The organism is Mesorhizobium sp. L103C119B0, from assembly GCF_000502235.1.
Lineage (GTDB): Bacteria > Pseudomonadota > Alphaproteobacteria > Rhizobiales > Rhizobiaceae > Mesorhizobium.
The window spans coordinates 142450-166445 of record NZ_AYXE01000006.1 but is presented as its reverse complement, the minus strand read 5'-3'; the positions used below and the strand labels follow the sequence as shown (position 1 = coordinate 166445).

Here is a 23996-nt window from a genome sequence, read left to right as displayed (position 1 = left end):
GCAGAACCGCGCCCAGCCCGGCGGCCTGCTACTTAAGCTCGAATGTCACTGTTACCTGCACGGCGTAGGCATTCTCGCCGGCCTGCACGGGAACCGCGGCGCCTGCCGCATCGAAGGCCTTTGCATTGATCGGCATCGGCGCCGGCGCAACGTTCTGGTCGGTGATTTCCAGCACCCGGCCTATGCTGACGCCGGCGGCTTCGGCCAGCGTCTTGGCCTTGGCCATGGCATCGGCGACCGCCTTCTTGCGGGCTTCGGTGACGGCAGCTTTCGGATCCTCGTTGGAGAACGAAATGCCTCCGCCCTGATTGACGCCGAGCGACACAGCCTTGTCGAGAATCTCACCTGTTTTGTCGATGTCGCGGATGCGCACCGAGAGTGTGTTGGTCACCTGGTAGGCGACAAGCTCGGCTTCCTGGCTGCCGTCCGGTTTGTTGGTGTAGTTGTAACGCGGGTTGATCTGGATGCCGGCGGTCTGCAGGTCGCGGTCCTTGATCCCTGCCGACTTCATTGCCGCGATCACGGCGGCCATGGCGTCGTTGTTGGCGTCGAGTGCCGCGCGTGCGGTCTTGGCCTCGCGCATGACGCTGAGCGTCAGCAGCGCCAGGTCAGGCGCCACGGTCGACTGGCCTTCACCCGACACGATGATGCGGGGCGGGGGCAGCGAATCGGCAGCGCTTGCCATCGCCGGAAAAGCGATCGCGGCGGCAAGTGCGAGCGGCAAAATATGTCTGGTCATGAAAATCTCCTCGGTGTGCGATCCAGTCGCGCCTGTCGACTAGGGCGCGAATATGGGCTGATTTGGGCGATCTCGGCCAGCCCGTCCGGAAAGCCTTGTGCCGCGCAAGGAAAAACACTAATCCAGCGCGCGTGGGGCCTGTAGCTCAATGGTTAGAGCCGGCGGCTCATAACCGCTTGGTTGGGGGTTCGAGTCCCTCCGGGCCCACCATCGTCCTCTAAACCACTTGTAAATCCTACAAACTGCTGTTTCCAAAGCGCTTTCCGTCCTGTATGGTTCCAACATCGGCTCCAACATTTGGACGGTTTTGGGTGGCAAAAGTCGCTGGTCTGATACGAAAGAAGAGTGCCTATTTTTACGTGCGCAGGATACCCGAAGAGGTCCGTTCGTTGCTTGGCGGCAAGCAACAGGTAACCCGGAGCCTCAACACCACGGACTTTCGTGTCGCTTCCGATAGGGCGCGGAGGATGGCAGCCGAAACCGACAAGGTTTTCGCGGATGCTCCTCTGGGAAAAGCGCCAAGCGCGGTGGCAAGCCGTGGCGTCACGCGCCAACAGCTTTTCGATGCTGCCCGGCTGCACCTCTACAATCTTGAGCGCCGGACAACGGATTGGGGAGACACCAGCCCGGAAGCCGCGAAGGAAATCATCCATACGGATTTGGCGAACATTGGTTCGCCGCACGAAGAGGTCTGGGCAAGCGCTGTCCAGCCGGCGACTGCAAAGGTGATCAAAGAGCTTGGCTTAGAACTTGATCGCGGTGACCGCCTTTGGTTCGAGTTCGCGTCCCTCATCCGCCGTGCGGAGCAAGAGCACCTAGAACGGGAGCTAAGCCGCATCAATGGGGTGATTGGATCAACGGCGACAGATGCATTATTCTCCAACACATTCGCACACAGCCTGCCGCCGAAATTGTCCCTGCCATCCGGGCAGTCACTCGGCCAAGTCATAACTCGATTTGAGAATGATCCGACGCGAGGTCATCTGACCGAAAGCGCGGGCAAGAAATACATTCTGCCGTTCGCGGTCCTTCGCGAGGTCGTTGGTGACGACAAGCCGATTGGCGAGATTACCCGAGCGGATTGTGCAGCCTGCCATGAACTCTTAGCCGCGCTGCCCCGCAACTATAACAAGCTGTCTGCATTTCGCGGGAAGGGGCTTAAAGAGTTGGCCGAACTGGCGAAGTCGACCAGCGCCAAACTCCTCTCGCAAGGCACGGTGCAGGTCTACGCTCATCATCTGTCGGCGTTTTTCAACTACGCCGTTCAGAAGGGCATCATCGATCACAATCCGGCCTCCCGCTTGATGGCCGGACAGCCCAAAGAGGGATCGTCCCGGCTGACCTTCAACGACGATGAACTGAAAGGCTTACTAGCGGAGTTGCCCGGTTGGGCCGGCAATCGACGTGGTGGGAGGTTCTGGGCACCATTGGTCGGACTGTTTTCTGGAATGCGGCTTGGCGAAGTCCTGTGGCTGCACACTGACGAATTCCAAACGGTTGACGGCATTGACGCTATCGTCCTGCGTCGGACGGATGACCGCAGCCTGAAAACCCGTGGCGCGGCTCGTGTCGTTCCTATTCATGCCGAGCTAAAACGGCTCGGGTTGATGAAGTTCGTTGAGGATCGAAAGCGGGCTGGCGGAAGGCTGTTCATCGATCTGCCGGGAGACGATCAACAGCATTGCGTCGATATGTTTCAGAAGCGGTTCAGCTACATGCTGAAACAGAAAATAGGGGTGCGGGCGGGCGTTTCCTTTCATTCCCTTCGGCACAACTTCCGCGATGGGCTGCGCAACGCGGGAAGCCCTACCGATGTGACTCGGGCGCTGGGAGGCTGGGGCCGTGGCGGCAGCATCGAAGAGCGCTATGGGCAAGGCGCGCGTCCTGCGGTTCTCAGCCAATGGATGGACAAGGTGACGTATCCCGGCCTTGATCTCAGCCATTTACACATGGCGAAGGCAGATCAGCCGGAAGCAGCCTGAAACTTTGCAACTGGGTGCAAATCCTGTGAACCTTAATGAGCCGACTGATCTTCCAGATTGGAAGTGGCGTCGAATGCCTTTCTATAACGGCTTCACTCACGAGGAGCGAGTTCGCGGCTGGCAACTCATACACCACTTCACCGACAATGGCTGGCTGGCAAAGCCCGAGCGATGCTCAATCTCGGGCTCTGTAGACGATCTCCAAATGCACCTCGAAAACTACTATTCGCCATGGTCGCCATATCCAGTCAGCCGGTCAATTCACATGGCCTTGCATCGCCGGTTCCGGCAACCCGTTCCTTGGAACCGCATCGTAGAAAGATATGGCGTAACTGGTGTGGAGTGGTTTTGTGCCCTCGCCATGGAGCCGATTGACTCGGCCGCAATGCTACGCGCCCAGCACGGGGCTCATATCGTCGATGTTTTCCGGAGAGCCCCTTTCTTTACGAACAATATTGCCGCTGTCCAGCGGGGCTAGCGCGGCCCGCCACGACCCTATCGCCAAGCGTGAGTCGGTAGGCAAATAGTTTGTGATTGCTAACTCTCGCAAGGTTTTGAGAAAGCCTGCGCTCTTGCAGCGAGAGTGATCCTCGTGGCCGCAGCATCACGGAATTGGCATGACAGCGCATGCCAGTTAGCCAGTTTCCTTATGACGGAATAATTTTGTTCTTGTTAGGCCGCAGTTAGCCAGCATGACCCTTCCACGGAGGGGATCACTCCCGTATATATGGCCCATGGTGCTTCGGAGCGAAAAATTTCGTTGGATTACGGCGGGGGAGCATTGCGCCCGCCCGGCATACGATTTGCCTCTCAGGCAGACGCAATCGTTCGTAGTACTGCCGTCCCTCGGGAGTTTGTGCGTGGGCTGGGTGCTAGTAGTACCTCGGCGACCGATGCCCAATCTTTCCCATCTCAACCATGAAGAGCGTAGTGAACTTCGTGGCCTTACGGTGGAGCTATCTCGTCAGGTCTCCGACAAAGGCAAAACGCCGTACCAATTTGAGCACGGCGGCCATATCGGCAGTGCTGTAAATTGCGGAGTCGAGCAAGCACACCTGCACATAGTTCCGCTGGAGTTCGATCTCGTGGGACTGGCTAAAGATCAACCGGATGTGAACTGGCGGGTCGTTGACGACACGCTTGAGGCGGCCGGAGGTTTCGTCGGTTCTGAATACCTATCTGTTTCTGACGCCAAAGGTCGTGGGGCGATTGGCGCGCCTGTGACGCCACAGTCTCAGTGGTTTCGACGTTTGATCGCGGCAGAACTCCACAAAGGGGAGCTTTGGGACTACAAGCAGTTCCCGGAGCTACCAGTTTTACGGCAAACGGCTGCCCTCTTCGGGGGAGCCGATGGCGGATACCAATAAATCTGCAGATGAGGTCGACCTCACGGACGGACGCGATGCAGGTCAATGGCGGAGCCGCTATCCGATGTCTGCATGGTGCCAAATTGGGCTGGAACTAGTCTATCTACTGACGTTCTTAGCACTTGCTGGCACGGCCATACTTTACCTTGGTATCTGCATTTCAAATACTCCCAAGGGTGTTCAAAGCATTCAAATCGGAATATTCAACCAAGCCTTTCATCGACAAATGATCGATTGGGTGCTCGTTGTACTCTCAGGTGCGGTCGGCGGTCTCACATTTGATCTGAAATGGCTGTATCACTCTGTTGCTCATGGCTTTTGGAGCCGAGACCGGGTTTTGTGGCGTTTGCTCGTGCCTCTTATCTCCGGCGTCGTTTCTGTATTTTTGGCGTTTATCATTGTGTCCGGGCTGGTTCCGTTTGTCAAAAATGAGAGCTTTCGAACCACCTATTTTTCCCTCGGATTTGGCTTCCTGTTCGGTTATTTTTCGGACAACGTAATAGCCGCCCTGCAAAATTTCGCTCAGCGATATATTGGCACGACGCGGCAGGACGACTCTGAATAGGTAATGGTCTGGATCGAGCCGCAAAGCGATCATCATCTAAGGCAAAGCTTTGAGGATTTCTCGGCTTACGCTGAACGATATGGGGCAAAGGCGGCCGGGCTGCGTTCGATACCTCCCCCATGGTGTCCACCTTACGTCGCGATTGGTGTTGAGCTTAACGTCTTGCGTAGGGACGGGAAGTCAGCGCCGCTGGAACTCTCGGTCTCGTTGGATCAATGGATTGACGCGAGGCGACCTATTTGCAGCGACGGCTTGATTGTGCGGTCTAGCGGCATCGATGAACTAATCGCCGATAGAGGTCGATACCTATCTATTCGAGTCCCTCAAAGCTCTACTGCGAGTGACGTCTTAAACGCTGCTGACGAGATTTTCGCTCATGCAAGAGATCGAGGTGAAGCGAAGGACATAGGCCTAATAGTCCAAGCGTACATTGCAGCAGAGGGTTCGGGTCATTTATCGAACGAGGTCGGGGTAAGTCCGACCCGGAACCAGTGGCAGTATGAACTCGATAGACCCGTTTGGGCTGCTCCAAGAGGCCTAAACTCAAAGTTCGCTACTGGGCCAGACCCGATAAGGGCCTTGGCTACGCCGCTCACGGTGCCGCACCCTACTCTGCGGTCCGTGGGCAAATGGCTTACAGAAACCTGTGCGCCGCGTGTCCATGTCGAATGGGTCGTGGCGCACAAAAGGCTCTGGCTCGTTCAACTTGACTTCGAGTGGAGCCAACTTGATAGCGGCATTGACCCGTTGGATCACATGCGTTCAACTCTCCGCCGCGCGCCCGAAATTGAAGCAGCGCGAGTGTTCGAACCGTACATCGTCGGAAATCCAACGCGCTGGAAAAAGCTTCGGAACCTTCAAGATTTCGATTTTGACACGGCGAGCGCAGCACCTCGCCTGTATTCAGCGACGGCTGATCGGATTGACCTAGAGCTAGCAACAGACGCCCACGGCTTGGCTCGTGAAATTGAAGCCATAACGGCGGGCAGTGCTGTGATCCGCATGGAGATTGCCGAAGAAGGTGCGGCCAACTTCAACCTTCCTCGCACCGAGACAGTAGATGGCAAACAAGCGGTTGACTGGTTAGCTCATCAAATAGGCCATTATCGAGATAAGGTGAGTTCCCTCGGCAACGTAGCTTTTATCACGCACGCGTTTCTGCCGGCTCATGCGGGCGTTTGGGCTTACGCCGATCCCGGACAAAAAATAGCATTCGTGGATGGTTTGTGGGGCCTTCCGGATGGCCTTCAAGTCCTTCCCCATGACACATATCAGGTGGATGTTAAGCGTCAGAAGATCGTGTCGGAAAAAATCCGGTACAAACCGCGTTTTCTTTACGAGACGCCAAGCGGTGAGTGGAAATATGTAGACGTTCTAAAGCGGAAAAGCCGAGCATCTACGTTGCCTCGCTCCGATGTTGTCGAAATCGGCATAAGGACCGCCCGTATAGCGGAAAAGCTCGGGGAACGGGCGCAAATTATGTGGTTTTCAGGCATTCCGTCTGACTATCAGGTAGGACGAAATCTACCTTGGTTTAGAGCGCGAGAGACTGTCGATCCTGCACCGCGTCAAGGGCCGAAATTTCGTCCAATTACAGTATCTACTGCTGAAGACCTCACACGCCTGCCGTCGGGAAATGTAACCATTAGACTCGATCCGGATGCTGATCTTATCCGGAGTGAGCAATTCTTAGATCAAGTCATCGCTGTTGCCCAAGCTAGGTCACTGCCAGTTGAAATACTCGGATCAGCGTTAAGTCACACTTACTATCGGCTATTTCAATCCGGTGTGGTGGTTAACCCGCCAAATTATGCGAATTACTCTCGTTCACGCGGAAAAAGAATATTTGGAAAGCTTGTCAGAGACAAAATACCCGAAAACATCAAAGGTGGCGGTGAAAATGTTGTAGAAGGCCGCTTGGCGAAATCTGATCTCATAGATGCTCTGTTCGGCAAGCTTTTTGAAGAGGCTTTTGAGCTTCGCACCGCTACACAACTGCCGGGTGCCGTCGAAGAAATCTCCGACCTATTTGAGATACTTCGGGCAATTGCACAGGCGAAAGGGGCGAATTGGCAGGATGTCGAGGAGGCCGCCAACCGGAAACGCGCGGATCGCGGAGGTTTTGTCGAGCGCCGGGTTTTGGTCGAGACCTCGTTCGCTCAGCCCGGCCAGAAGCAAGCCGGACTTTCCGAGATACGTTTGCACGAGCTTGATGCTCCTAGGTCCACAGGAGAAGGCAGTGTTATTTTCCCATTCTCCGCATTGCTTGAGGGAAAATTGCCAATCGAGACAACCCTGCGCAATAATAGGATCGCGTTGTCTGCTAGAATGTCGCGTAATGGTTTGGTTGTCTCATTGAAGATAATCGATGAAGATAACAGTCGCGAAGAGCAACTGAGATTGTTTGAATAGAAAGCGATCTAGCGCGCGGCGCATAATACTTCGATAGGAAAAAGGAGTCCAAGCCTTTTCGTCGATGAAAGCGCCAGTTGCTGATGATCATCACTCGGCGATATCTTGAAGATCGCGCAACAGCGCAATCACATCAAAATCGATTATCTTTGCGATATCCATAAGCTCAACAAGATCGACTCGACGTTCGCCACTTTCGATGTTCGCGATAAACGGCTGATGCCTACCGAGAATTTTGGCAACCTCGGCCTGCGATAGCCCTTTTGCCCGGCGCTGACTTGCCAGCGCCGATGCAATCATTCTGTGGCGTTCGGAGTGAACCGACTTCGGCATATGAACGGTTGACCAGTGATCAACCCGCCGGTAATCCGATATCTGGATTATCCAAAAATTAGATATTGGTAGGCGGCGAGATTGCCGCTGTCGGGCAATCAACTGGAGGGGAAAGTGAACCGATCACTCGTGAACACGCTGTCTGCCATCAATGTCATCTTGGCAGTCGCCATCATCACTATCTTCGCATTCGGCGGAAATGTGCTCTTGGGCAACAGCGGCGGGATGATCGGTCTGGCGCTCGGCTTCGTCGTAGCCTCGATCCTGTGCGGCGGGCTCGCGGCGCTCTGCCTAATCGAGAAGCACTTGCGGGTGCTCGCCGACGACGTGCGCAAGCGCCAGAAGGGGGCCGCCTCTGCTCGGGTAGAACCTTCCGTCAGATAAGCCATATCGATCCTGATCGGGCGGCGCGTGGAGCAAGTGTACAAGGCCGCGCAAAAGCGAGATCGCACTTGCTCCCCTAAGGCAGCTATGGAATTAAGTGCGTGCGGCGCATTAGGGGGCAATCGAAATGGGGAGAGTCGGCACCATTGTCGGCCCTATAGTTTTTTGGGGCGCAGTCATCTGGTACTTCACGTCTGGGGGAACTTCGACAACGTCGGAAGCGGCCAATCCATCGGTGCCAGCTAAAGTCACGATAGTCACGATGCAGACCGGGTACGGAGCATCTAGCGATGTTCCCGAGGAGGTTCGGCACAAGGCGCTGATCGTCCTAGAAGCAACGTATGAGGGCCAGCTAACTAAGTGCCAAGGGCACGACATCGACGGCGTCTACTTGGCGTATTGCCTAAGGAAGGGCTTAGAAGAGCAAGGCGGCGGCCTTTACGCGGTGCTGGGTGCGATGCCAAGCCTCTTCTCCGTCTACCCGATAAATGGCAAAGCCAAAGGCCATCTAGAAGGCCGGGAGCGCATCGTTGACGAGTTTGGTCAGCCGACACGCGTCGGAAGTTGGGATCGCAAGCCGATAGATATTGGCTTAGCGACTAAGATGCTCGCCACGCATTTCTAATAAGCAGCAAGCGATCCGGCTTCTCCGGGTCGGATCGGAGGGCCTGATCATGAATATGGCAATTAGCAAAGTTCGTGGAGCATTTTTTAAGATGAATGTTCTTGCTACGCGCGCTGCCTTCCGCGCTGCCTGCGCTACGTTCGTCAACCAAATTGAAGACATCGAAAAAGATGGCAACGATTTTCAAACAAGGGTCGATGCTGATGAAGCTCAGTGGTCAGAGGTAGACGAGGATACTGGTATAGGCTTTGACTACGGGGACGAATTGGCAGAGCGACGCTTTGAGGCCGAAGAAGCGCTGTCGACGCTTCGGAAAGCTTTTGCCATCTTAGCGTACCATCAGTGGGAGCGTGGAGCACTTAGCTGGGCCAAATACGAAAAGAAAAGGCCGAACCACGGCGATTATGTATCCGCCTTAACTACGAGCGGCATTCAAGTTGATATAAACGGACTAGCCGACCTGAACAGAATTGTGAACTGTCTAAAGCATAACAACGGCAAGAGTGGTGCTGAGCTTCACTCCGCTAGACCCGATCTTTTTGACCCATCCTTCGACCCGAGCGCGCTTCATCCGGTTACAGGAAAACCACTTTCGCACATCAAATGGGAAGAAAATCTCAAGTTGACCGACGAGAACGTGGAAGAGTTCTTTCGCACAATCCTAAATTCGGCACCTCGGTGATCTCCTCCCGGAGAGAACGATGGGCTAATACGATCTCATTCGAGATTACAATCTAGTCTGGGTGTGCCCCGTCTAAACACACATCTTCTAGCCGGATAATCCCGATAGTTTCGGCCGTTCCCATTAATCTCACTATGCGCAACGGCCGCCCTGCCATCTTCCTGAGAGCCGGGGGCGTGGCCTAATTCCTTGGCAGCGGTCGCTTCTTCCTTTCTTCTTGATGATTGGCTATCTGAGCGCTCCTTTGACTCGCCGGAAGAATATTCATGAACAGTGACAGCGCGGCCTACCGCCGATCGGCTAGCCGCCACAAGGTAAAACAAGCTGACGGAGTGGTGACAAAGTGCTCGTCCCGCGTCGCCAAAAGCGGAAATCAAGCTCATAGCTTCTATATAGGCAACGATCAGTTCAGCATCTTTACCGACGACCAGCTTTCACCTGTTGCTGTAGGGGATCGAGTGCGCTTTGAATATGAAATACGACACCTGCGCTCTGGCTACCGCAGGGAGTATTTCTCAATCATCCCCGAGAGCCTCATCATATATGCCCCGAGCGAACTCGGCGCTGCTATTGAGGGAAACGTATATGTTCTCAGCAACCCGTCGATGCCGGGGTTGCTCAAGGTCGGTTACACTACAGGCACAGTAGCAAAGCGAGCGTCCGAATTGTCGGGTGTCACGAGTGTCCCGACAGGCTTTAGGATCGAGTGGTCGCTGCCTATCGTTGGTGATCCCAAAGCTGTCGAGCAAAGGGCCCATGCCCATCTAGCTCCTCACCGTCATGGCAAGGAGTTCTTTAAGGTTTCGCTTGACGGGGCCAAAGATGCCTGCGCTCGGGCCTTTGCGGAGTTATATCCCGAGCATGCTTTGATCATGGATGACGCTTTCGCCAAGCGAGCAGAGGCCGAAATCCAACGCCGCAAAGACTTGGAAGAGCGTGCAGCGGAGCAGCAGAAAGAGCGAGAGAAACTAGCCGAGCGGAAGGCCTTCGACGCTACTAGAGAAGGGCAATGGCACAAGGAAGGTGCATGTGAAGTCGTTCTATTCGACTTCCAATATAAGCCCAACTTCGACTCTCCTTCATTTTTCTCGAAGCTTTTCGGCGGAAAATTCGAAGACTTCATCATCTTCAAAGTCGAGGTCCGTCAGCACGGCGAAGCCATCTACTGGTCCCTCATGATATCCGGCCGCCTTCGGGAAAAGTCGATTTGGAAACCGCAGACGTTCCCGACACAACAGGAGTGCATGGAGCAACTGGCGTCTGCCACGAAGGACTACGCGGCCTCCAACCGGCGAGCATCAATCCATATCCCCAACGCCTTGATCGAAAATCCACCGCCCTTGCCGGAAGAGTATCGCAATCCGAGAGTGACGCTCTCGCTGAATTCTCTTGATGGACTGGTTATCAGGCCGGCCCCGACAAAACAGAGACACTCTAGGTACTCCTGACCCCCCCCGACTCGAAGACAATCGTCAGGTGACGATCAACGTACGTTCGGTTTCGGGGGGGCAGCATTACCTTTCATCGAAGGACATTTGGGTATGCCTTTAGCAGACCGCCTTTTGGCGTGGTTCGATAATAAGGTTTGACCACCCTAATCGTACCGGGCAATATGAGACCAACCATATCGAACCGGGGTCACATAATGTTCGTGCGTGCATATCTTCGAGCATCAACCAAAGAGCAGGACGCAAACCGTGCCAAGGGCGATCTCCTTGCGTTTGCCAAGGAACGTGGTCTGCAAATCGCAGCTACCTATTTGGAAAATGAAAGTGGCGCCTCGCTCGCGCGTCCTGAACTCTTTCGGCTTCTCTCGGATTGCCAGCCGGGAGACGTTCTACTGATCGAACAGGTGGATCGGCTGAGCAGACTGAACGGAGCAGATTGGAGCAAGTTGAAGGATGAGATCAGAGATCGACGCGTCAAGGTTGTCGCTCTCGATCTCCCGACATCTTGGGGCATGGCATCCGTGAACGCCGACGAGTTCACTTCGCGGATGGCAGATGCAATCAACAACATGATGCTCGACATGATCGCCGCGATTGCCCGGAAAGATTACGACGACAGGCGCCGTAGGCAGAAGCAAGGCATCGAAAAGGCTAAGGACGAGGGCAAATACCGAGGCCGCCCGGAAGACAAGAAGCGCAACAACGCGATCCTGAACATGTTAAAGGGCGGGCAAAGCTGGAATACTATCGTCGCCGCAACGGGATGTAGTCGGTCCACGCTCGCAAGGTTGGCAAAGAGCGGTGCTACCGATCGTGGTGTTAACGCCACCAACGCGTAGGTTGAAGGTGGGGGAATTTTGCAACTGGGTGCAAACCTTGGAGAAGCGTGGAATTGCGGCCCCGCTGCCACGGAAGGAATGTATCGATTGTGAATTAACTTGCTTCGCCAAGCAGTGTATAAATCAAAAAATTACTAGCGAAAACAGTAAGTTAGAAGCCCTTATTTGCGGTGCGATTGACAGGCTACGCCTTAGTAGGTAGCACCATATACAGAGCTTCAAAGGCGGACTTGTGAAAAGGCAAAAACTGAGGCCTGCCATCGCGAAGCGGTGAGCAGTCCGACATCGCGCAGCGATGGAGGATCTTTTCCCCTCTAAAGAACTCCCGAGCGAGGAAACGTCTCGCAGGTACACAAGGCGTTCACGCGGGCCCAGTTCGAGCTTGTACTCTTTTCGCGGCTTCCGCTCGCTCGCGCCAGCGCTGAAGCGCAAACTCGCGCCCGCCAATTCTGTAATCGGTCGTCCAGTTCGTCCATTCAGAGGCCCCAATGTTCTCGGCGACACCGACGCGTTTTCCGGCGATAGGCCCTTGTCTGGCTGGCCTCAGCCCAAAATCGTTTGCGTCTAACGCCGAAATGCCCTTGAGCACGTATCTAGTCCATTCCCGCGTTTGTTCATCGCTCTTCGCACGCAGGACTAGGACAGGGGTACCGCTATCGCGGCCGGCCCTGTCCGGAACTTCGCCCAGAACAATTCCGGCCTCGCGAGGGATCAGCGCTGCAAAGCGGCTGTTAGTGAGGCGAGCCGAAAGAGGCAAGTGAAAGAGCAAATGGACGTGACTGGCCTGATCGGGTCTTCTCTCGCGAACCCAAAGATGCGTGGTCTGCGCACCCGATATACCGCGTCGACGTAACCACTGCCGAAGGTTCTTTATTGTCTTTGCGATGTAAATCGACGCTTTGTCTTCCGCGATGCCACTCGGAAAGTTCACCGTTGCGTGGGTGTTCAATGGTATCCCAACTAGACGAGCAAACTCGGAAGCGCGCAGAGCAGTGCTGACATCCTTTAGTGTCAGGAAGTAAGTGGTCTTAGTCGAGCTTCGTTTAGGTCGCCCGCCTCTATAGCTCTGGGGATTTCGAAGCGGCATTCAAGAACCATGAGAAGTTGGCGGCGGCCTAAATGTGGCTATGCCATCGGCTAGCAAAATTGCAACCGCAGGTCCCAAGTTGCTCTGATCCAGAACTGTGTCTCCGAGAAACTCCTATAGGTTTTTTACGTCGATAAGGTAGCCCTGTTCAGCCATCTCCTTTGCAAGAAGCGGCCCCGCCTCTTTCTGCAATTCAGTCTTGAATGGGATGTAGATAAGGCCTTGGATGTCGGACGGTCGTTCCATTTGCACTTGAGACCCGAGCAAGATCGCGACCCTCGGGCGGCCAAGTTTCACAAGAAGCATCCCCAACTCGAGCACGACATTTTGCCGGGCTCGATAGGCCTTTTGGTCCTCATGATCCTTTGGGTATCCGAAGTCATCTGGTGTTGCCAGAACAACCCCGAAGCCAACGTCCTCGGTGTAGTCCTCCAGCTTTTCAATGATCGTCTGCCCTTTCGAGGGTAACTCATCGAGGATGACCGGTTCAAGACGCCAACGACGCAGCATGGCGTCAAGCTGAGTTCTTGAGTCTTTGTCATGGCCATACACCACGAAAATCTTTTTGCTTGGCTCCGGTTGAGCGGGCTGTCTATCCGCCACGGCCACAGGTCGCGCTTTTCCGTCTAGGATGGCTTCGAGTTCGTCTTTACCCGGTGACTTGCCCTGTATCGTAACGGTAGCGGTACCGGGCCAGAAGGTGAGAACACCGCCCCTCGTGCATCTGAATTGATGGCTTCCGTTATTTTCGATCCAAGCCCCCTTCTGCCCCGCGTCTTCAATCAGCGCCCGCAAGGCGTCGAAACCATCGTAATACTTTCCGCTCATTTGATGCTTCCCAATCGTTGCGTGCCACTCAACTACGCCATGTAACTCGCCGCGGTAATCATATTTGGACGAACGGTCAATCCGAGTGGCTAGGTTCACGTGCAGTTACAAAAACCAAAACACTCGCAACCGGCTTCAAACATTTGGTAAACATGTCCGGTACGCGACGTCTCCGATTGGCTCTACGGAATTTGAATTTTGCACCCTGTTGCAAATTGATCATTTCAGGCTGAGTGGCATCTGTTTCAGTGCGCCGCGAGTAGGTCTCACGGGAAATCGCTAACCGTCTCAGTTAGGCTTGCTGGCTCTCCGGCATGCTGCGATACAAGATATGGATGGCAGAGGGCGCGGTAGATTGCATGGCTTATTGGTGGGTGTCGCAAAACCAGACGCATAAGCAGGAACGTGAAGGCGGCTATCTATGGGCGCCGAAGAGTGGCAGTAGCGGGGCCGTCTTCACTCACTGGTCGAACATGACGCTGGTCAGGCCGGGCGATGTAATTTTCTCTTACGCTGATCAGTCCATCGGGGCGATCGGCGTAGCATCGTCCGCAGCCTACGACGCCCCTCAACCGGAAGAATTTCAGGGCGGATGGAACAATGATGGGCGACGTGTTGATGTTGTTTATCGCACGATCGCACCCGCGGTTCAGCTTTCCGCCTTTGTTGACGGTCTCATACCTCTACTGCCGGATCGAAATTCCCCGATCACGAAGCAAAAGAAGGGTGTGCAGGGATATCTGTTCTCCATCCCACCGAAAGCCGGTCAACTGATCTGTGATAGGCTCACTTTCGTGGCGCCTGTCGACCAAATAGTCGCAGACGCGCTGGAGCGAACGGTTCCGGACGAGACAACCAGAGAAGCGTTGGTGAAAGCCCGTGTTGGACAAGGGCGATGGCGGCGGGACCTCTTGAGGCACTGGTCAGGCAAGTGCGCTGTGACCGGACTTGAAGTAGAGGGCCTGCTCCGGGCATCGCACATAAAACCGTGGCGCGACTCCGACAATCGTGAACGACTGGACGTGTTCAACGGTTTCATGTTTGCACCCGCCTATGACGCCGTGTTCGATCTCGGGCTGATCACCTTCGAGAATGACGGCAGCATAGTCCTATCCGATCGACTCCCCGCGAACCAATTGGTTGCAGCAGGCATATCCGAGCTTGCCGCCCTGACCTCTTTAGTGGATCAACAGCGAGCCTACCTCGCGCATCATCGGGGAAGCGTTTTCAGAACATAGCCAATCATCTTGCTGGCTCACTTTCGTATCCACGCAGAAATGCTGTGGGATCGTTCCAACAAAGGCTCCAACATTCCAGACTATATCGTTGAAATTGCTCGATAAATCTCACGCCGGTAGGTTTCCCTCCGGGCCCACCATCCCGTCCGCCCGATTTCCGGGTTTTTCGACCGTCTCAGAATAGCGTTGACATTTCCTTGGGTTAGCGCCGAGTAGTTGGCAACACTTGGCTGAGACACCGCAGGGAGCGCCGAAAACACCGGACTTTTGGTCGTCCGTCTCTGTCGAGTGAATTTCGCAGCCAAGTGTTTAGCAAAGCGATGGTCGGTGATGCGGGTTAGATGCACTGTTGATGCTGTCAGAAGCCGAGAAGAGTGACCTGGCTACCCCAGGTGTGCGGCAGCTCCGAGACCCGTGAGAGTCGGTGCGTCGTTAGTTCGATTGGCTGATCACCTGCAACGATGCTGGAGGTGATTTTGGGTGCGAGGAAAGCGAAGGGCAGGAGGCGGCTTACCTCAGAGGTATCGGTGCCGTTGAGCATGGCAACCTCGGTGAGGCTGCGGTTGGCTCCGTCCGTAAGTTGGACTAGGTACAAGTGGGCTCGACGCAGAAGGTCGATCAAAGCGCCATCGGGTTCTCGGTTGCTGTTAGATCCGTCTGTAAGCACGATGCGTGTTTCGACGCCGCGACGCTTCATACCGATTGGACATTCGATGGAAGCTATATGGGCACCATCGCTGGGTGGCAGAATCCGGTCGAGAGGCAATTCCGATAGGCAGCGGCGATCCAGGTCGATGGTCAATGATCCGGGCTTGAGGGTGATCCTATGAACGATCTTTTGGAGCAGAGATCGCTTCGCGTCCGCCGTGCCTGATGCCCAGCACGACCGCATCTCATCGGCTCGCCGCATCGCTGACTGGATTTCGTCAGCGCCGGCCCATTGCCGAATCCAATCAGACAGTTGGGCATGATCATTCAGAACCCGATTCAGGCGATGCTCAACAACTGATTCAATAGCCTGCGCTGGAAGACGCCAGCCATCGGACCCGTTTCGGCGCTGGTCGACGAATTGCTTTGAGACATAGTAGCGGTAGTGAACACCTTGCTTGTTGGCATGAACCGATCGCAGTTTTTCGCCTGCTTCATCGAAGAGTAAACCGGTGAGCAAATGCGCTTGCGTGACATTCGACTGGCTACGTCGCCGCGGCGCCTGAGAGGCGAGAAGTACCTGGGCATCCTCGAACATGGGCGACGTGACGATCGGCTCGTGCTCTCCATCGTAGACTTGATCCTTGTGTCTGATTTTGCCGATGTAGATCGGGTTCGACAGCAGGTGGTAAAGGTTGCCGCGACCAAACGGCATGGTGACGGCAACGGAGCCGTCTTTGCGTTGTCGCGATCGTGTCGAAAATCCGTCACTCGCAACCTCGTCGACAAGATCCCGGACCGACTTCAGGGTGAGATAGCGAGCGAACAGGTGTCTGACTGTTTGCGCTTCAGCTTCGTCAATCACCAGCTTACGATTGTCGACGTGATAGCCCAGCGGCACCACGCCACCCATCCACATGCCTTTCTTCTTCGACGCCGCGATCTTGTCCCGGATACGTTCGGCTGTGACCTCTCGCTCGAACTGAGCAAAGGACAAAAGCACGTTGAGGGTGAGCCTGCCCATCGAGGTCGTGGTGTTGAACTGCTGCGTGACCGAAACAAATGAGACAGAGCTGGCATCGAAGATCTCGACGATCTTGGAGAAATCCATCAGCGATCGGGTAAGGCGGTCGATCTTGTAGACCACCACGACATCGACTTTCTTGTCCCGGATGTCTTGCAGGAGTCGCTGCAGGGCGGGGCGCTCCATCGTGCCGCCCGAAATGCCGCCGTCATCGTAGTGGTATGGGACCAGCTTCCAGCCAAGACCTAGCTGCGATGCAATGAAGGCTGCACAAGCTTCGCGCTGAGCATCAAGCGAATTGAATTCTTGCTCCAGGCCCTCTTCAGTGGACTTGCGAGTGTAGATGGCACAGTTGAGGCGGGTCATCGTCATAGCCCAAAGAACCTCGGGCCAGACCAATGGGCGCCGGTGATACGGCGGGCGACCGCCGACAGCGACCCGTACATCTTGCCATCAAGCACGAAACCGTCGTCGACAACTTCGACGATGTGCATCCTACCATTCCATTCCCGCATAAGGCGGGATCCGATTTTTGGCGGAAGAGATCGTGGCGGCGAGGTGGATGCCTGATCCGATGATGCGGCCCGGAGCGACGGAACTCCGTCCTGGCAGGTCTGACGCGCGTTGCCTGTCCACAGTGTTTTCCTCACGGTCGAAGGCAAACCACCCAATCGCTTGGCCTGGAGATGCCAGGCAGCCGACCGCTCAAGCAACCCCCGTTTGACCCTTTTGGGCGGTGCGCAGCCATAGGCCTTTGTCCAGGCTGCTGTGAGTTCGTCTCGCGTGAGATCGCCGATCTTGGCGATCTCACTATCCATGTCCTGTCGCTTACGCATCGAGGTCAACCGGCGTTATTTGCCTCGACAATGCGATATCGCCGCTGTCCGTCCTTGCCGGTTTCGCTGAGCAGTTCGTGGCAAAGCTTCTTTTTGACGGTGCCGGAGAGGAAGCCGCGCACCGAATGCGCCTGCCATCCCGTCGCATCCATCAAGACTTGGATGGTGACACCCTTGGCCGACTTCAGCTTCTTGAGCACGATGTCGGTTTTGGTAGGCGTTGCGGGCGCTTCGTCCTTTGCCTTCTTGACGGTCACTGAGACGGTCACATCGGACTTCTCGCGCAGCTTCCGGGTTGGGGTGCTGTTGTCGACGCTGGACGCCGTCTCGCCTGCTTCGGTGTTGTCGGCCTTGGCGGTGGTGTTATTGAGGATAGCCATTTCAGTTCTCCATCAGTTAGAAGCCCGGACCATTCCGGCGCTTGTACTGACCGAAGCCCGCTGTCCTGGCGGGCTGGAGATTTTGCTTGGTCTTAATCCGCTGCTCTTCTGCTGCGCTGGGAACACCAATGCTTCGTTGTCATATGAAGTCCAGTCGATTCTCGCCCCCTCGTGGTCATTCGACAGGTTCCCCCTTGGGCTGCTTTGCGCCTCCTCTCGGACATTCAAAAACCACTGGTGATCGGTCCGCTCCTTGGACTCCTAATCGGCGACACCAAGTGGTACCGGGTCATGCCGACCTCGAAGATAGGCTGCTACGGACCATGGACGCGGGCGTTATCCCCGAGGCGATCCGTGATCTTCCGGTCACGCCTCCACCATGACTGAGTTGCGAAGGCCGAGGCCAACCGAAGGCACTATGGATGAAGTGTTGGACAACGCGGAGCGCCTGCAGTGGGCTAAAAACCTTCGGGTTCGGCCAGTACCGGTTCCCGAAGTTACCCAGAGCTAATCGCTATTTAGCAATCCTCAACTCCGAGAGACGGATTGTCTGGCATCGCCCCCATCGTACCAGAAGACGAAGCGCAATCACTCGGAAGGTTCTGAAAGATTGTAGGTCAGGATACATGCGAATGCCGCCACGATCTCGTCTTGAGAAGCCCGTGCAGACGCTCGGAGAGGGCATGTACAGCTTGACCGTATCTGGATACACGATCGGGTGTCGGGAGACCGATCAATTTCAATCATCACTCGCTACCAAGGGCTACATTTGTGAATAGAAGCGTCGATGCCGTACTACGTTATTGGCGCACTTCTTTGGCTGACGGAGCCTTGGGAGAGGGCAAGTTCAGTCAACGGGATCGCCAACGGTTTATCGAACTATCTCCGGAGACCCTGAGGAATGGCCTGTTGCCTAGAGAGTGGGTCAATCGACTATTCAACGAGGAACCAAAAGCTAAGACTGTTGGGGTCCGCTTTTGGCCACTAGTAGTGGCAAGGCGCGTGTCGCATGGTGCGGTGAGCATCGACGGCCTTCCCGAATTGGTCGCGCCTGTCGTTACCGAAGCACTGCTTGATCGCGAGGGCAAGATCTCGCCGCAACGCAACGCCATAGCGCGTGACTTGCTGACGCCGCTACCTTCTGACGAGTTCACTATCGGTGCTGTAGATGCCTTAGATAGCTTCTTGACTGCGGAGCCGCTGCAATTGGGCGACTCTTCGGATTGGGCGGCCTATTTGGCGCATTGTCGCAAAATGGTGGACGCCGTGGCCAAGGGCTGGCCAGAAGGAGATCAGTATTACCGCGCAGCCGGTTTTGGCCTGCTGGAGCTAGCCGAGGACGCTTCGGCGACAGTGCGCAATATCTTGCACCTATACGACAAAATCCTAGCCGATCGTCCGGACGAGCTTCCGCTCCTCGCCAAGATTGTCTCACCAGCGCAGGCTTTAGTCGCTGACCGCAAGATAGAGAAAGCACTTGCCCGTCGTCTGGGTCATTCCAATCCCCATTTCCCATTGGCTGAGCAGCAGCGACAGGTTCTCGCCTGGCTGGACGCTGCAGCGCCAGGCGATGTAGTCGCCGTCAACGGTCCGCCGGGGACGGGTAAGACGACCCTCCTTCTTTCGGCGGTGGCCGGACTTTGGGTTCGTGCAGCATTGAATGGCGGCGATCCACCTGTGATCGTGGCGACGTCGTCCAACAATCAAGCTGTCACGAACATCATCGACGCTTTTGGCAAGGATTTCGCCTCTGGCGACGGGCCGATCGCGGGGCGTTGGCTGCCCGAAGTCGGCAGCTTTGGTATATTCTTGCCTGCAAATTCTCGACGGCAGGAGGCGGCAGAAAAGTATCAAACCGAGGACTTCCAAACTCGGATGGAAACCATCGATGGCTTTCAGGCAGGGAAAGATGCGTGGCTAGTTTCTGCCAGAGCGGCTTTCCCGGACATTCAGGGGGAGGTCGCCGACTATGTCGCCGCCATTCAGCGAGCTATTGCCCATCAGGTGGCAAAACTTGAGGAGGCTGACCGCAGCCTCGAAGACCAATCTTTGGCGATGGACAAAGCGCAGCTACTTGGAGGCGACCCGGCGGTGGCAGAAGCGCGTGCCCAGGCAAGTGTCAGCGACTGGGCCCTTGTGGTCGAAAGCATGCAACGCCACCGCGCTGCGTTCGACCGCCAACAAGCCCACGAATCCAGCCTCCTAGCCCTGTTCAGCTTTCTCCCGGGCATTGAACGCAAGCGAGTTCTCAGGGCGCGCTTAACTCTGGGAGGTCTTTCCGGGTTTGAGGGGCTGAGGCGTGTCTCTGAGATCGACCAACTCCTAGGTCAGACGCTCCGAAAGGCCGAAGCCGAGCATGCCTCGGCAAATGAAGCGTTGACTCGCATCAGGAAGGTGCTGGCGGAGATCAGCGCCGCCCAATCCGCTCGAAAACAGGCATTGATGTCGTTCGGCGCAAGGGATGCGCTGGAGGAGGGCTTGGAAGATTGGATTGACCTCAACCAACGTTTCGAGCTTTTCCGACTTGCCACCCATTATTGGGAAGGCCGCTGGTTGATGGCGATGGAAGGCGACTTGGCAGCGATCGTCGCCTCTGCCGCGAAAAGAGGCCGATCCGCTTTGGTCCTGCGCTGGCATCGGCGCATGATGCTGACCCCTTGCGCAGTTTCAACCTTCGCCAGTCTCCCTTCGAAGCTCTCTTACAGCCGCCGGGACGGAAGCGAGTGGTCCAATGAGTTCCTTTACAATTTTATCGACCTACTGATCATCGATGAGGCGGGCCAGGCCTTGCCCGAGGTCGCGGGCGCCGCTTTCGCTCTGGCCAAGCGCGCCCTGGTCATTGGCGATTTGAGGCAGATAGAGCCGATCTCCGCCGTACCTCGCCCTGTCGACGTTGGGAATCTACGCGAGGCTGGTTTGCTCCGTGCGGATGCAGACATTCAAAACATCAGAGCCACGGGCCTTTGCAGCACGTCAGGCAGCGCTATGCGGCTGGCCCAGCAAGCCTGTCGCATTTCGCCTTGGCCAGACCTAGACCCGGGCCTTTGGCTGTTTGAACATCGCCGTTGCTACGATGAGATCATTGAGTACAGCAATGCCCTTTGCTACCAGGGCAAGCTTCGCCCCCGTCGCGGGGCGGTGCCAAGCGATGCGCTCTTGCCTGCCATGGGATATGTTCACATCGACGGAAAGGCGGTTCGTGCGAGCAGTAGCCGCTCAAACTCCACCGAAGCTCACACCATCGCAACTTGGATCGCTCAAAATCGTCTCTCGTTGGAGGCGCGGTACAATCGCCCAATAGAGCAAATCGTTGGCATTGTTACACCATTTGGAGCTCAGGTCCGCGACTTAAAGCGGGCTTGCTCCGCACAAAAGATCCTGGTCTCTGGGCGCTCGGGTATAACTATCGGCACCGTACACGCACTTCAAGGTGCCGAGCGCCGGGTGGTAATTTTCTCTCCTGTCTATTCCAAACATGCCGACGGTGGTTTCATTGACGCTTCTCCCAGCATGCTGAACGTAACCGTGTCACGAGCCAAAGACAGTTTTCTAGTGTTCGGAGACATGGATGTGCTTGCGAGCGCGGTACCTGGTTCGCCGCGTGCATTGTTGTCGGCCTTTCTTGATCAACCTGGTCGAGAGCTCAATATCGATCCGGTGCCGCGCGCCGACCTACACGGGAGCCAAGGACAGTTGCAAAGTCTACGTGACGCTGCACAACATGACGCGTTCCTGTTGGACGTGTTGTCTGCCGACGCGAGCCGCTATCTGATAGTAAGCCCTTGGATCAAGCTGCGAACGATGGAGCGTACAGGCATTTTGAAGGCCTTGGAGTTAGCCGCCGCCCGGGGTGCCAAGATCGACATCTACGCCGACCCGTTGTTGAATGCCGACCTGACGGCTAGTGGCGCCAAGCAGATAGACGAAGCTGAAGACGCCCTGAGACAGATTGGCGTCACGCTGCACCGTCTTGAGAAGCTTCACAGTAAGATTGTCGCCGTCGAGGATGACCTTCTCTGCGTAGGGTCATTCAACTGGCTAAGTGCCGACCGAGAAGGCCAATATGCACGTCATGAAACCAGTTACATCTATCGAGGCGACGATGTAGAGGCCGAGGTGCGCGTGACGAGGGAGGACTTGAAACGGCGCATTAAACAACCGGTGGGTCCCTATAGCGATAACCCTTAGCCAAAACGAGCCACACGCAGCAACGCACCGTCATTTCGGTCGTTCAGACGAGCTTTGCCCTCGCCTCGAAACGGACTTTGCGCCGGAGACTCGGAACCGCCGCTTCGCGCCTCGTGTCGGTCGTAGAGATCGAATTTACTATCGCCCGAAAGCGGACATGTTCGCTCACCTCTCCGGCTTGTCGCAGCGCGGCTGGGGGCATCGCCGGCCACCCTGTTCCGAACGCGACCCTCGATTGATGAAGAACGCCGGGTGTGCGATCGTGGCAAAACATTCACAGTCTTGCCCGGCGAGGACGATCCGAAGTGGCCGAGTTGGTGGCCCCAGTCGCTCGCTTCCGAGATTGGGCAACTCGTAGCTGCCTTCTCGATCGGATTCGATCAAGCGAGTAGAAGATCGAACCAGTTGGAGGCCGATCTTTGAGGCTCGGGGCACCCTGGTCTGAAGGCGAGCCGATCGTGCCCGAGCCGAGCCTTTATCTTAAACACACGTCCAGACGATCGACATCGTGACGGATCTGAGGAAGGGCGTCATGCGCCGCTAACGATCCTGGCGCCGCGTTCGCGCTCGCGTCAGGTTTATAGTCACTTTTTGACAGCTGGCCGGGTCAGCCCCTTTTTGCGTAGCGAGTCCACGATCTTTTCGTACGAAAGAGGAGGCCTTGGCTTGCTGGTTGGAAGAGCGGCAACACGTTGGCTAGAAATCGGGAGAAGCATTTCAATCTGCTGATTCCTAGGCAGTTTGCTCATTAGATATCTCCCGTAGCAGTCGTGCGACTTCCATCTCCTCCCGTGCGACCAGAGAGTCAATGGGAGGCGCTGCAATCGGCATAGCCGATTTTCTTGGTTTTAAAATGAATGCCCCATCCCTTTTCCTTACGGGATTCGGCTTGAAAATTCTAGAGAAGCTACGGGGCGCTGCTCCCTGATACTGCAAAAAGACCACTTTCTTTCCCTCATCTGCCGCGTCCGTTGATATGGCATCGTGGTGAAGGTTGAGGGCCAAGCTTTTTGGATACGGCTCGATGTAAATGACTTTGCGTAAGCCGGCTGCAACGATGTGACGGGCACAATTGTGGCAAGGGAACGTAGTTGTGAATAAGGTAGCTCCTCTCACCTGGCCTAAGCCGTCCCTTGCGCACGAAACAATAGCAGCCATTTCGGCGTGAACCGCCCGAGAGAACTCGATCAATCCCTTAACACGTGATTTCCGGACGTTCTTTAGAAACTCATCTATTTCTGTCTGGGAGCTCTCCTTGAACGATTCCCTTGCGACCTTGGCGATCTGGTTGAAGATTGCGTCCTTCTCGGCGTCGTTGTGGCAAATCTTCCCCTTCCAATTGTAGCACCGGTGATCGTCGGTAAGTGGCAGGTTTGATGAATAGAGGCCGCCGTTGAACCTCGGCACATCGTTCGCGCCCTGGCCTATTAGCTCGCCATGAGGGTTTTGGATTACGGCCCCCACCTGGCGTGACAGACACGCGGATTGAGTGGCGGCACTCGCAGCGGCGAACATAGCAGTCTCATCACTGGTTGGTGTGCTGACACCGACCTCAAAAATTCTGTCTAGATAGGTTTGGAGAACATTTAGGAGCTGGACAGTGTTGTCGGCATCGTTTCGGATGAACATGTCCGCCATGCTCATCGTGTCCTTCACGGATTGCCCGTGTTCGGTACCCTCATCGTAATCCTGATCGCTGATCCGATGGATGTATGCGTTGTTGGGCGTAGCGGCTTTCAATCTCGAGACGCGGATATCCTCCGGCGCAAATACGCCTAGCAGCCAAAACATGTCCCCATAGACCGTGCGCAGCCGTTCGACCTCGCCTGGGTTTTTGAGCGAGTCTACTATTGTGCAGTACCGCCTAACTTTAACGGCCTCGTCATCACCACGCCCTGCGTGGATATTTTCAACACAGAAGTTTGCGAGCACGTCTTCTCCAAATCTTTCGCGCAGCGCCGACCCAATCTGCTGCAAATTGAGAATGCGTTCGTCGTCGGTGGCCGCGACCGGCTGACGACCAACCAGCGAGGCCTTTTCGTTGATGATGTCGCTAACTTTGACCGTAGCGACCTCATATCCAAATTCGCCTTCAAGGATTTCGGCAAGAGCGGTTGCCGTGGTGCTCACGCCAGAGCCCACTGGTCCGACGAGAGCGATCACAAGTTCGTCGGTGCGCCGCTCTTCATTCGTCGCAGGAATTTCACTGAGTAATTCCTCGTTGTCATTTCTCGGCATTTGATTGCTGCGTTTAGCAACCGCGATTGATTGAATAGCCATATTGTCTTGACTCCCCCACGCCTTATGGAAAGCGGACGATTTCGCAATCATAAGATAAGATTCGATGCTCTCCAGAGATGATTAGCACTGGCGAACGTCTGACGCGCAATT

Annotated in this window: 18 protein-coding genes and 1 tRNA gene; 12 read left to right on the top strand and 7 right to left on the bottom strand. The window is 55.6% G+C overall.

Annotated features, from left to right (window positions below; translation table 11 throughout):
* Positions 1-28: 28 nt before the first annotated feature.
* Positions 29-739, bottom strand: a complete 711-nt coding sequence (locus X728_RS155155; RefSeq protein ID WP_023672467.1) for an SIMPL domain-containing protein — start codon at positions 737-739, stop codon at positions 29-31.
* A gap of 134 nt (positions 740-873) precedes the next feature.
* Between X728_RS155155 and X728_RS155160 the strand changes: the two genes are divergently transcribed.
* From X728_RS155160 to X728_RS1000000170270, 5 genes are all read left to right on the top strand, one after another.
* Positions 874-949, top strand: a tRNA-Ile gene (locus X728_RS155160).
* Positions 950-1011: 62 nt separating this feature from the next.
* The gene (locus X728_RS1000000167785) at positions 1012-2721 is read left to right on the top strand and encodes a site-specific integrase (RefSeq protein ID WP_081732381.1); all 1710 of its coding nucleotides are present in this window, start codon (positions 1012-1014) and stop codon (positions 2719-2721) included.
* A 692-nt stretch (positions 2722-3413) separates the two neighbouring features.
* On the top strand, positions 3414-4088 hold the full coding sequence (locus X728_RS1000000170275; protein ID WP_155923960.1) for an HIT domain-containing protein: 675 nt from the start codon (positions 3414-3416) through the stop codon (positions 4086-4088).
* On the top strand, positions 4072-4653 hold the full coding sequence (locus X728_RS155170; protein WP_023831355.1) for a hypothetical protein: 582 nt from the start codon (positions 4072-4074) through the stop codon (positions 4651-4653). The genes X728_RS1000000170275 and X728_RS155170 overlap by 17 nt, the downstream gene beginning before the upstream one ends.
* Positions 4654-5232: 579 nt before the next feature.
* The gene (locus tag X728_RS1000000170270) at positions 5233-7065 is read left to right on the top strand and encodes a nucleoside triphosphate pyrophosphohydrolase (protein WP_155923959.1); all 1833 of its coding nucleotides are present in this window, start codon (positions 5233-5235) and stop codon (positions 7063-7065) included.
* Positions 7066-7155: 90 nt separating this feature from the next.
* On the opposite strand, the gene X728_RS1000000168720 is transcribed toward X728_RS1000000170270, so the two are convergent.
* Positions 7156-7365 (bottom strand): helix-turn-helix transcriptional regulator, encoded by a 210-nt coding sequence (locus X728_RS1000000168720; protein ID WP_245266124.1) that lies wholly within the window; start codon positions 7363-7365, stop codon positions 7156-7158.
* 114 nt (positions 7366-7479) lie between these two features.
* Here X728_RS1000000168720 and X728_RS155175 point away from each other — a divergent pair, with 114 nt between their 5' ends.
* The 5 genes from X728_RS155175 (at position 7480) to X728_RS155185 (ending at position 11376) form a co-directional block, all read left to right on the top strand.
* Positions 7480-7782, top strand: coding sequence for a hypothetical protein (locus X728_RS155175; RefSeq protein WP_155923958.1), 303 nt, complete (start codon positions 7480-7482; stop codon positions 7780-7782).
* A gap of 262 nt (positions 7783-8044) precedes the next feature.
* On the top strand, positions 8045-8407 hold the full coding sequence (locus X728_RS0134885) for a hypothetical protein (RefSeq protein ID WP_023831349.1): 363 nt from the start codon (positions 8045-8047) through the stop codon (positions 8405-8407).
* Between the two features lie 49 nt (positions 8408-8456).
* The gene (locus X728_RS155180; RefSeq protein WP_155923957.1) at positions 8457-9089 is read left to right on the top strand and encodes a hypothetical protein; all 633 of its coding nucleotides are present in this window, start codon (positions 8457-8459) and stop codon (positions 9087-9089) included.
* Positions 9090-9355: 266 nt separating this feature from the next.
* On the top strand, positions 9356-10537 hold the full coding sequence (locus X728_RS1000000167765) for a GIY-YIG nuclease family protein (protein WP_023831347.1): 1182 nt from the start codon (positions 9356-9358) through the stop codon (positions 10535-10537).
* Between the two features lie 197 nt (positions 10538-10734).
* Complete coding sequence (locus tag X728_RS155185; RefSeq protein ID WP_023831346.1) at positions 10735-11376, top strand: recombinase family protein; 642 nt, start codon at positions 10735-10737, stop codon at positions 11374-11376.
* A 1201-nt stretch (positions 11377-12577) separates the two neighbouring features.
* On the opposite strand, the gene X728_RS1000000168715 is transcribed toward X728_RS155185, so the two are convergent.
* Positions 12578-13291 (bottom strand): TIR domain-containing protein, encoded by a 714-nt coding sequence (locus tag X728_RS1000000168715; protein WP_023831344.1) that lies wholly within the window; start codon positions 13289-13291, stop codon positions 12578-12580.
* Positions 13292-13605: 314 nt separating this feature from the next.
* On the opposite strand from X728_RS1000000168715, the gene X728_RS155195 reads away from it, so the two are divergent.
* On the top strand, positions 13606-14529 hold the full coding sequence (locus tag X728_RS155195) for an HNH endonuclease signature motif containing protein (protein ID WP_050589888.1): 924 nt from the start codon (positions 13606-13608) through the stop codon (positions 14527-14529).
* 358 nt (positions 14530-14887) lie between these two features.
* Here the strand turns inward: X728_RS155195 and X728_RS155200 are convergent, their stop codons facing one another.
* From X728_RS155200 to X728_RS0134870, 3 genes are read right to left on the bottom strand one after another with little or no spacing between them, the layout of a single operon-like run.
* On the bottom strand, positions 14888-16567 hold the full coding sequence (locus tag X728_RS155200; RefSeq protein WP_023831342.1) for a recombinase family protein: 1680 nt from the start codon (positions 16565-16567) through the stop codon (positions 14888-14890).
* 2 nt (positions 16568-16569) lie between these two features.
* A complete protein-coding gene (locus X728_RS155205; protein WP_031195327.1) occupies positions 16570-17019 on the bottom strand; it encodes a DUF2924 domain-containing protein in 450 nt (149 codons plus the stop codon).
* 23 nt (positions 17020-17042) lie between these two features.
* A complete protein-coding gene (locus X728_RS0134870) occupies positions 17043-17417 on the bottom strand; it encodes a DUF3489 domain-containing protein (RefSeq protein WP_081732379.1) in 375 nt (124 codons plus the stop codon).
* 1017 nt (positions 17418-18434) lie between these two features.
* Between X728_RS0134870 and X728_RS155210 the strand changes: the two genes are divergently transcribed.
* Entirely contained in the window at positions 18435-21605 is a 3171-nt protein-coding gene (locus X728_RS155210; protein ID WP_155923956.1) for an AAA domain-containing protein, read from the top strand.
* Between the two features lie 732 nt (positions 21606-22337).
* On the opposite strand, the gene X728_RS155215 is transcribed toward X728_RS155210, so the two are convergent.
* On the bottom strand, positions 22338-23885 hold the full coding sequence (locus X728_RS155215; RefSeq protein WP_196815071.1) for an anti-phage dCTP deaminase: 1548 nt from the start codon (positions 23883-23885) through the stop codon (positions 22338-22340).
* Between the last annotated feature and the right edge of the window lie 111 nt (positions 23886-23996).

What these genes read in the sequence shown, in the direction of transcription:
- X728_RS155195 (WP_050589888.1), top strand. Translation starts at nt 13,606, where the DNA reads ATGCTGCGATACAAGATATGGATGGCAGAGGGCGCGGTAGATTGCATG.
- X728_RS0134885 (WP_023831349.1), top strand. Translation starts at nt 8,045, where the DNA reads ATGCAGACCGGGTACGGAGCATCTAGCGATGTTCCCGAGGAGGTTCGG.
- X728_RS1000000167765 (WP_023831347.1), top strand. Translation starts at nt 9,356, where the DNA reads ATGAACAGTGACAGCGCGGCCTACCGCCGATCGGCTAGCCGCCACAAG.
- X728_RS155155 (WP_023672467.1), bottom strand. Translation starts at nt 739, where the DNA reads ATGACCAGACATATTTTGCCGCTCGCACTTGCCGCCGCGATCGCTTTT.
- X728_RS155205 (WP_031195327.1), bottom strand. Translation starts at nt 17,019, where the DNA reads ATGGATAGTGAGATCGCCAAGATCGGCGATCTCACGCGAGACGAACTC.
- X728_RS1000000167785 (WP_081732381.1), top strand. Translation starts at nt 1,012, where the DNA reads ATGGTTCCAACATCGGCTCCAACATTTGGACGGTTTTGGGTGGCAAAA.
- X728_RS155200 (WP_023831342.1), bottom strand. Translation starts at nt 16,567, where the DNA reads ATGACCCGCCTCAACTGTGCCATCTACACTCGCAAGTCCACTGAAGAG.
- X728_RS155180 (WP_155923957.1), top strand. Translation starts at nt 8,457, where the DNA reads ATGAATATGGCAATTAGCAAAGTTCGTGGAGCATTTTTTAAGATGAAT.
- X728_RS1000000170275 (WP_155923960.1), top strand. Translation starts at nt 3,414, where the DNA reads ATGACCCTTCCACGGAGGGGATCACTCCCGTATATATGGCCCATGGTG.
- X728_RS1000000168715 (WP_023831344.1), bottom strand. Translation starts at nt 13,291, where the DNA reads ATGAGCGGAAAGTATTACGATGGTTTCGACGCCTTGCGGGCGCTGATT.
- X728_RS0134870 (WP_081732379.1), bottom strand. Translation starts at nt 17,417, where the DNA reads ATGGCTATCCTCAATAACACCACCGCCAAGGCCGACAACACCGAAGCA.
- X728_RS1000000168720 (WP_245266124.1), bottom strand. Translation starts at nt 7,365, where the DNA reads ATGATTGCATCGGCGCTGGCAAGTCAGCGCCGGGCAAAAGGGCTATCG.
- X728_RS155170 (WP_023831355.1), top strand. Translation starts at nt 4,072, where the DNA reads ATGGCGGATACCAATAAATCTGCAGATGAGGTCGACCTCACGGACGGA.
- X728_RS155185 (WP_023831346.1), top strand. Translation starts at nt 10,735, where the DNA reads ATGTTCGTGCGTGCATATCTTCGAGCATCAACCAAAGAGCAGGACGCA.
- X728_RS155215 (WP_196815071.1), bottom strand. Translation starts at nt 23,885, where the DNA reads ATGGCTATTCAATCAATCGCGGTTGCTAAACGCAGCAATCAAATGCCG.